The organism is Phenylobacterium sp. (genome assembly GCF_037138395.1).
Classification (GTDB): domain Bacteria; phylum Pseudomonadota; class Alphaproteobacteria; order Caulobacterales; family Caulobacteraceae; genus Phenylobacterium.
In genome coordinates this window covers 1-6,197 of the sequence record NZ_JBAXIM010000147.1, presented here as the reverse complement: position 1 = coordinate 6,197, position 6,197 = coordinate 1, and the positions used below count along the sequence as shown (strand labels likewise).

Sequence of the window (6,197 nt, the reverse complement as noted above, 5' to 3'; positions counted from 1 at the left end):
ATCCGGACCCGGCGGCGACCAATGCCCAGGTCCTGAAGGCGGCGGGGCTGTCAGCGGCGCGGGGCGTCCTGGCCTTCGCCAGGGGGGATTTCGCGGCCTGCGTCGCCTGGCTGGCGCCCGTGCGGCGTCTCCTGTCGGTGGTCGGCGGCAGCCACGCCCAGCGTGATGCCTGGCAGAGGACCCTGCTGGTTGCAGCCCTGCGGAGCGGCGAGACCGGCTTTGCCCGGGCGCTGGTGGGCGAGCGGCTGGCTGAGCGTCCGGACAGCGTCTGGAGCCGGGCGCGCCTGTCCGAGCTGGACGGCCTCAGTCGATGAAGGTGAAGCGGTTGAAGCCCTCAGCGTCGGTCTCCAGGCGGACCCGGCGGCCGATGGGCTCACGGGCGGCGAGCTCGGCGAAGGCGGCCTCCGAGGCCTGGTTGGCGGCGGCGCGGCGGCCGTCGGCCAGGCGGGCGATGACCACGATGGCCGGCCCCGAGCGGGTCGTGGTGGTGGTGTAGGTCTCCACCGTGCCCTCGCCCGTCGCCGTGTCGACCTCCAGTCCGGGGACCGGGTCATAGGGGATCTTCGCCCGGCGGGCCTCGGGCCGGCTCCAGTCCGCCCGCGCCGTGGAATAGACCCCGGCGGAGTATTTCGACAGCATGCCGCCATTGGCACCGACGAAGCCGAAGGCTCCCGGGTGGCCGCGCAGGGCCGGGACGACCTCGGCGATGGCATGCATGGAGTAGTTGTTTCCGGCTCCGCCAAAGTAAGGCAGGCCGCCCGTCAGGGTCAGGCCACGAGGGTCGTCCGCGGCGATGCCCAGGCCGTCGATCATGTTGAACACGGCGATGGGGAAGCAGGAGTAGAAGTCGAAGACCGACATGTCCCCGACCGTGCGCCCGGCCAGTTCCAGGGCCTTGCGGCCGGCAGCGACGGCGGAGGGGCTGGCCGACAGGTCCGGCCGCTCCATGATGGTCAGTTCGTTGGCGTCGGCCTGGCCATGCAGGTAGACGAAGCGGTCCTCAGGAACGCCCAGGGCGCGGGCTCGCCCCACCGAGGTCAGGATCACCGCAGCGGCCTGATTCACCTGGTCCCGGGCCACCAGCATGCGGGTGAAGGGATCGGCGACAATCCGGTTCTTCTCGCTGACGGCGACCAATTCCTCGGCGGACTTCTCGACCGGCGAGGCGGAATAGGGATTGGCCGCGGCTACCCGGGTGAAGGGCGCGAACAGCTCGCCCATCTTCCGGGCGTAGGCTGGCCGGTCGAGGCCCAGGCGCGCGCGCCGGGCGTTCTCGAACAGGGCATAGGCGGGAATGGCGCCGGTAATCCGATGCTTGAGGATCGACGGGGTGAACATGCCCTCGAGGCCGTAGCCACGGTCCTCCATCGACCCCTCGACGGTCTCGGACCAGTCGGGGATCTCACCCTTTGCATTCAGGGTCAGGACGGTGGACATGGCCTCGGAACCCACCAGCAGGACCGCCTGGGCCTCGCCGTTGGCGATGGCCTCGCAGAACTCGCCCACCAGGCGCTGAGGGCCCTGGCCGCCGGTGATCTCCAGGATCGCCCGGGCCGGATCCGCGCCAATGCGCCGGGCGACCGAACGGGGGAAGTTGTTGGAGGCGCCAAAGGGGGCCTTCGCCCCTGGCGAGGAGATCTCGAACTGGCGGATGGCGACGATTACGTCCAGGGCGCCGGCGAGGTCGCCGGAGGCGCCAGCATCGGCCAGGGCGGCGCGGGCCGCTTGCCCGGCCAGGTCGGCGGGGGAGAGGGCGCGATAGCCGGGGTCCGTCGGGCGCTCTGCAGCCTGCCCGACCCCGATCAGTACCGGTGTGCGGTCATCCGTTGAAGACATCGCGATTTCCTCCCTCGGCCGCAGGACAGCCGGACATCCTTACTTCTCTTCGAGCAGGCGATCGATCACCGCGGCGGCGTCCTTGCCGCCCCAGTCCGCCTCACCCAACATCCGCGCGTGCTCCACACCGTCGCGACCGAAGATAAGGGTCGTCGGCATGGCGGCTGTCGGAGGGGTCAGGGAGAAGGGCAGGCTCGACTTCGGGTCGCGGTAGAAGGCGAGGGGCGCGTTCTTGCCGATGAAGGCCCGGGCCTTGTCCGCATCCTTGTCGCGATCGATGGAAATGGCCAGGACAACGACGTCCCGGCCCTTCTGAGCCTCGGCCAGCTTGGCGAGGGTCGGCATCTCCAGGACGCAGGGGGCGCACCAGGTGGCCCACAGGTTCACCACCACGACCTTGCCGCGGAAGTCGCCGATCCGCACGGGCTTGCCGTCTGCGTCCAGGAAGCTGGTGGCGGGCGCGGCAGAGGCCTCGGCGGGCAGGACAAGGCGGGACATCTCGCCCCGGGTCAGGTCCTTGAGGCCACCCTTCGCCCGAGGGGTTATGAAAGCCTGGCTGATGATGTAGACAACGACAGCTGCGCCGACCAGGGCAGCGCCCCAGAGGGCGAACTTCAGAACGCCCACCCTGGGAGATCCGGCTTCTTTTTCCTGGCTCATGATGACCAAAGACTCCCACGACGATCCGAAAACAGCCCCCCAGGGGGGCCAAGCCATGTGGGGCGGCCGGTTTGCTGTCCGGCCCGACGACCTGATGCAGGCGATTAACGTCAGCATTGGTTTCGACAGGCGGCTGGCCGAACAGGATCTGGCCGGCTCCCGCGCCCACGCCGCGATGTTGCGCAAGCAGGGCGTGATTACAAGCGAAGACGAAGCCGCCATCCAGTCGGGGCTCAACGCCATCGCAGGCGAGATCGAGGACGGGACCTTCCCCTTTCGCGAGGAGTTCGAGGACATCCACATGAATGTGGAGGCCCGCCTGCGCGAGTTGATCGGGCCCGCGGCAGGACGCCTTCACACCGCTCGAAGCCGCAATGACCAGGTGGCGGTGGACTTCCGCCTGTGGGTGCGGGAGGCCTGCGACCGGACCCTCGTGCAGATCCACAGCCTCCAGGTCGCCCTTCTGGATCGCGCCGAGCGGCACGCCGCCACGCTCATGCCGGGGTTCACCCACCTCCAGCCCGCCCAGCCGGTGACCTTTGGCCACCACCTGATGGCCTATCTGGAGATGTTCGGCCGCGACGCCGGGCGCTTCGCCGACGCCCGCACGCGCATGAACGAGTGCCCGCTCGGGGCTGCGGCGCTGGCCGGCTCACCCTTCCCCATCGACCGGGAGGCCACAGCCAGGGCCCTGGGCTTCGACCGGCCCACGGCCAATTCCCTCGACAGCGTCTCGGACCGCGACTTCGCCCTCGAGGCCCTGGCTGCAGCCACGCTCTGCGGCATCCACCTGTCGCGCCTGGCCGAGGAACTGGTGATCTGGTCAACGCCCCAGTTCGGTTTCGTGCGCCTGTCGGATGCCTTCTCCACCGGTTCGTCCATCATGCCGCAGAAGCGCAATCCCGACGCCGCCGAGCTTGTCCGGGCCAAGGTCGGACGGCTGATGGGGTCCTTTACCCAGCTGACGATCGTCATGAAGGGCCTGCCGCTGGCCTATTCCAAGGACATGCAAGAGGACAAGGTCCCGACCTTCGAGGCCTTCGACGCCCTCGAGCTTTCCCTTGCGGCCATGACCGGAATGATCCTCGACCTGGAACCGGCCGTCGACCGGATGGCTGCGGCAGCGGGCGCCGGCTTTTCGACCGCCACCGACCTCGCCGACTGGCTGGTCCGCACCCTCGACATGCCCTTCCGCGACGCCCATCACGTGACTGGTGCAGCCGTGAAGCGGGCGGAGGCGCTCGGCGTCGACCTGCCCGGCCTGCCCCTCGCCGAGTTCCAGGCCCTGTGCCAGGGAATCACCCCGGCCGTGTTCGAGGTCCTGACTCCTGCGGCCTCTGCGGGAAGCCGCCAGAGCTACGGCGGCACAGCGCCCGACCAGGTCCGCCTGCAAGCGGCCCGCTGGAGGGAGAAGCTGTCATGAAGTTCGCGCGGCTGGCCCTCGTCGGACTGATCCTGGCCCTCCCCACCGTGTCGGCCTGCGGCAAGCTGGGCCGGCTCGAGCGCCCCGAACCCCGCCCGGGCCAAGCGCGGGACATCGACGCCGGTGCCGAGCCCGGCCAGGTCCTCCGGACCACCGACCCGCGCGACCGCAACGCCGAACCCCTGCCGCCCCTGGCCGCGCCGCCTCCCAAGGCGGCGGAGACCCCGCCGAAATGAACCATTTTGAGCTCCGGGAGGGCGAACTCCACTGCGAGGACGTTCCGCTGTCGCGGATTGCCGAAGCGGTTGGCACGCCGGTCTATATCTATTCCTCCGCGACCCTGGAGCGGCACTTCCTCGTCCTCGCCGAGGCCATGGCCCGGGCAGGACTCAAGGGCGAGGAGGGCGGGCCCGTCCTGATCGCCTATGCCGTCAAGGCCAACCCCAACCTGTCGGTGCTAGCCACCCTCGCCCGGCTCGGTGCCGGCGCAGACACGGTTTCGGAGGGCGAGATCCGACGCGCCCTGGCAGCCGGCGTTCCGGCCGGAAGGATCGTCTTCTCCGGCGTCGGCAAGCAGGCCGGTGAGATCGCCTTCGCGCTTGAGGCGGGCATCTCGGAGATCAACGTGGAATCCGAGCCCGAGATTCGGCTTGTCTCCCAGGTGGCGCAGCGGATCGGCCATCCCGCCAGGATCGCCTTCCGGGTCAATCCCGACGTTGCCGCGGGAGGACACGCCAAGATCTCCACCGGCGGCGCCGAAGACAAGTTCGGGGTCTCCTTCTCCGAGGCTGAGCGGCTGTACGCAGAGGCCAGTTCCGATCCCTGGCTGGAGCCGGTGGGGCTGACCTGCCACATCGGCAGCCAGATCAGCGCCCTGGCGCCCATGGAGGCCGCCTTCCGACGCATGCGGGAACTGGTGGAGCGCCTGCGCGCCTGCGGCCTTTCGGTCCGTCGGCTCGACCTGGGGGGCGGGCTGGGCGTTCCCTATTTCAACCAGCCAGAGCCGCCGTCGCCCGCCGACTACGCCGCCATGATCGCCCGGGTCACGGACGGGCTCGGGATCGGCCTCGCCTTTGAGCCTGGCCGGCTTATCGCCGCCAATGCAGGCGTCCTGTTGGCCCAGGTGCTGCACATCCACGAAAGGCCGGAGGGCCGCCGATTCGTGGTTCTGGACGCCGCGATGAACGACCTGATCCGGCCGGCCCTGTACGACGCCTATCACGACCTTCGTCCGGTCCACCCCCGGACTGGGGCCCTGTCCGCCTTCGACGTGGTCGGCCCGGTCTGCGAGACGAGCGACACCTTCACCCGCGACCGCGACCTGCCTCCCCTCGAGGCCGGGGACCTGGTGGCCTTCATGAGCGCTGGCGCCTACGGCGCGTCGATGGCCAGCGAGTACAACAGCCGGCTCCTGGTTCCCGAGGTCCTTGTCCGGGGTTCGAACTGGGCCTTGGTGCGTCCCCGTCCCACCTACGAGGACATGCTGTCGCGCGAAGCCATGCCGCCCTGGCTGGACTAAGCCTAAGGCAGGGCACCGATCCAGGGCAGGGTCCGGTAGGCGCCCGCCGCATCCATTCCATACCCGACGAGAAACCTATCGGGCGCCTCCCAGGCGAAGGCGTCCGGCGGACGTCGGCCCGGCCGCGACGACGGTTTCAGGGCGAAGACAACCGTCAGGACCTCAGAGGCTCCCGCCTTCAGGACCAGCGCCCTTGCGGCCTCCAGGGAGGTCCCGGTCTCCAGGACATCGTCGAGGATCAGCACCTGCCGTCCGGCAAGGGGACGCTGCAGGCCGGCGACGACAGCCCCGGCGCCGGAACTCTGGGTTCCGTCGCCGTAGGATGACATCCAGATGGCGTCGAAGCTCAGGGGCCGGCCCAGGTTGGCGAGGGCCCGGGTCAGGTCCGAGGCGAACCAGATACCTCCGGTCAGCAGGCATACAGCGATGGCGTCTGGCGCGAGGCGAGGCGCAAGCCGGGCCGCCAGATCCCGGACCGCGACGGCGATCTCGGGTTCCGTGAGGAGGGGTTCCGGCGACGCCGGCTCACTCATGGGCGGGAGGCGCACCTGCCGGCGGCGGCGCTTCGGCAGCATGAGCCGGAGGATGGGCCTCTCCGGCGGGAGCGGACCCATGAACAGGGCCGGGCGCAGGGGCGGCACCCGTCGCCTTGCCGGTCGCAGGCGGGTGCGACACGAAGGTCAGGGCGAAATTGGCCACGCCGGGAGGCGGGTTCCGGACCAGGACCTGGAAGTAGCGGGACTGGAGGGGCGGAAGGGT

The 6,197-nt window shown here is 69.8% G+C and carries 6 protein-coding genes and 2 pseudogenes; 4 read left to right on the top strand and 4 right to left on the bottom strand.

Annotation, left to right across the window (positions count from 1 at the left end; translation table 11 throughout):
* Positions 1-314 (top strand): annotated as a pseudogene (locus WCJ52_RS10825) (hypothetical protein); the annotation flags it as partial.
* Here the strand turns inward: WCJ52_RS10825 and WCJ52_RS10820 are convergent.
* Positions 304-1,836, bottom strand: a complete 1,533-nt coding sequence (locus WCJ52_RS10820) for an acetyl-CoA acetyltransferase (protein WP_336903319.1) — start codon at positions 1,834-1,836, stop codon at positions 304-306. The pseudogene WCJ52_RS10825 and the gene WCJ52_RS10820 overlap by 11 nt on opposite strands.
* 39 nt (positions 1,837-1,875) lie before the next feature.
* On the bottom strand, positions 1,876-2,496 hold the full coding sequence (locus tag WCJ52_RS10815) for a TlpA disulfide reductase family protein (protein ID WP_336903318.1): 621 nt from the start codon (positions 2,494-2,496) through the stop codon (positions 1,876-1,878).
* A gap of 1 nt (position 2,497) precedes the next feature.
* Between WCJ52_RS10815 and argH the strand changes: the two genes are divergently transcribed.
* Genes argH through lysA form a run of 3 tightly spaced genes read left to right on the top strand, consistent with a single transcriptional unit; the run spans position 2,498 to position 5,438 of the window.
* Positions 2,498-3,919, top strand: a complete 1,422-nt coding sequence (gene argH / locus WCJ52_RS10810) for an argininosuccinate lyase (protein WP_336903317.1) — start codon at positions 2,498-2,500, stop codon at positions 3,917-3,919.
* The gene (locus WCJ52_RS10805) at positions 3,916-4,155 is read left to right on the top strand and encodes a hypothetical protein (RefSeq protein ID WP_336903316.1); all 240 of its coding nucleotides are present in this window, start codon (positions 3,916-3,918) and stop codon (positions 4,153-4,155) included. The genes argH and WCJ52_RS10805 overlap by 4 nt, the downstream gene beginning before the upstream one ends.
* Positions 4,152-5,438 carry a diaminopimelate decarboxylase gene (gene lysA / locus WCJ52_RS10800; protein WP_336903315.1) on the top strand — a complete coding sequence of 429 codons (1,287 nt, stop codon included), beginning with the start codon at positions 4,152-4,154 and terminating at the stop codon, positions 5,436-5,438. Before WCJ52_RS10805 ends, lysA begins: the two co-directional genes overlap by 4 nt.
* Before the next feature lie 2 nt (positions 5,439-5,440).
* Here lysA and WCJ52_RS10795 read toward each other — a convergent pair whose 3' ends face one another.
* Together WCJ52_RS10795 and WCJ52_RS10790 are read right to left on the bottom strand one after the other, a co-directional pair.
* The gene (locus WCJ52_RS10795) at positions 5,441-5,971 is read right to left on the bottom strand and encodes a phosphoribosyltransferase family protein (protein ID WP_336903314.1); all 531 of its coding nucleotides are present in this window, start codon (positions 5,969-5,971) and stop codon (positions 5,441-5,443) included.
* A pseudogene (locus tag WCJ52_RS10790) lies at positions 5,964-6,197 on the bottom strand (hypothetical protein); the annotation flags it as partial. The pseudogene WCJ52_RS10790 and the gene WCJ52_RS10795, both read right to left, overlap by 8 nt.